Source organism: Salinivibrio sp. KP-1, assembly GCF_000968645.1.
In the GTDB taxonomy this organism is placed as follows: Bacteria; Pseudomonadota; Gammaproteobacteria; order Enterobacterales; family Vibrionaceae; genus Salinivibrio; species Salinivibrio siamensis.
Genome location: NZ_LAQR01000015.1, coordinates 1 through 1,365, shown reverse-complemented (window position 1 = coordinate 1,365; position 1,365 = coordinate 1). Strand labels below are relative to the sequence as shown.

The window sequence follows — 1,365 nt, the reverse complement described above, 5'->3', positions numbered from 1 at the left end:
TGGCCCTTACGAGTAGGGCTACACACGTGCTACAATGGCAGATACAGAGGGCAGCGAAGCTGCGAAGTGGAGCGAATCCCTTAAAGTTTGTCGTAGTCCGGATTGGAGTCTGCAACTCGACTCCATGAAGTCGGAATCGCTAGTAATCGTGGATCAGAATGCCACGGTGAATACGTTCCCGGGCCTTGTACACACCGCCCGTCACACCATGGGAGTGGGCTGCACCAGAAGTAGATAGCTTAACCTTCGGGAGGGCGTTTACCACGGTGTGGTTCATGACTGGGGTGAAGTCGTAACAAGGTAGCCCTAGGGGAACCTGGGGCTGGATCACCTCCTTACTGACGCTATTGTTGCGAGTGTTCACACAGATTGTATAGGTTGAAGTATTAAAGAGGATATGTTCCCAAACATATCAGCGTGTCCCATTCGTCTAGAGGCCTAGGACACCGCCCTTTCACGGCGGTAACAGGGGTTCGACTCCCCTATGGGACGCCATTGGGTTGTTAGCTCAGTTGGTAGAGCAGTTGACTTTTAATCAATTGGTCACAGGTTCGAATCCTGTACAACCCACCATTTCTCAGACGCGGGGCTATAGCTCAGCTGGGAGAGCGCTTGCATGGCATGCAAGAGGTCGGCGGTTCGATCCCGCCTAGCTCCACCAAGTCTGAAAGATGGGCGATTAGCTCAGTTGGGAGAGCACCTCCCTTACAAGGAGGGGGTCACTGGTTCGAGCCCGGTATCGCCCACCACGCTTTAAAGGTTTTTGCTTAAGAATCTTTAGAACGTGGTTTATTTAGCAATAAACGACATGCTCTTTAACAATCTGGAAAGCTGACAAGTCATTCTTAAAGAATGACAGTAAAGTTCTCAATCAGTGACATGTAATGTCACTCACACAATCAAGTGTGCTTGGGCTTTGTCTTATTTGATAAGCAAAGTCTCTATTTTGAGTCCGGCAAAAACAAAACCTTAATTGGTTGATGATTCAACGCTGAGTGGTTTTGCGACGCAGATTTCTTTTTTAGACAATCTCGCCGTAAATAAAACCTCTTGGGGTTGTATGGTTAAGTGATTAAGCGTAGACGGTGGATGCCTTGGCAGTCAGAGGCGATGAAGGACGTACTAACCTGCGAAAAGCGATGGTGAGCTGGTAAGAAGCATTTGAGCCATCGATGTCCGAATGGGGAAACCCACCTGCATAAGCAGGTATCTTAGCGTGAATACATAGCGCTAAGAGGCGAACTCGGGGAACTGAAACATCTAAGTACCCGAAGGAAAAGAAATCAATTGAGATTCCGGCAGTAGCGGCGAGCGAACCCGGAGCAGCCCTTAAGCGGCTTAGGCGTTAGGTGAACAGGTTGGAAA

General features: G+C 49.2%; 4 tRNA genes and 2 rRNA genes. All 6 read left to right on the top strand.

Annotated elements, in window-relative coordinates:
* Positions 1 to 338, top strand: a 16S ribosomal RNA gene (locus WN56_RS08505); the annotation flags it as partial.
* Positions 339 to 419: 81 nt separating this feature from the next.
* Positions 420 to 495: transfer RNA gene (locus tag WN56_RS08500), tRNA-Glu, on the top strand.
* Between the two features lie 2 nt (positions 496 to 497).
* Positions 498 to 573 (top strand) — tRNA-Lys (locus tag WN56_RS08495).
* Positions 574 to 585: 12 nt separating this feature from the next.
* Positions 586 to 661 (top strand) — tRNA-Ala (locus tag WN56_RS08490).
* Between the two features lie 12 nt (positions 662 to 673).
* Positions 674 to 749, top strand: a tRNA-Val gene (locus WN56_RS08485).
* A 313-nt stretch (positions 750 to 1,062) separates the two neighbouring features.
* Positions 1,063 to 1,365, top strand: a 23S ribosomal RNA gene (locus tag WN56_RS08480); the annotation flags it as partial.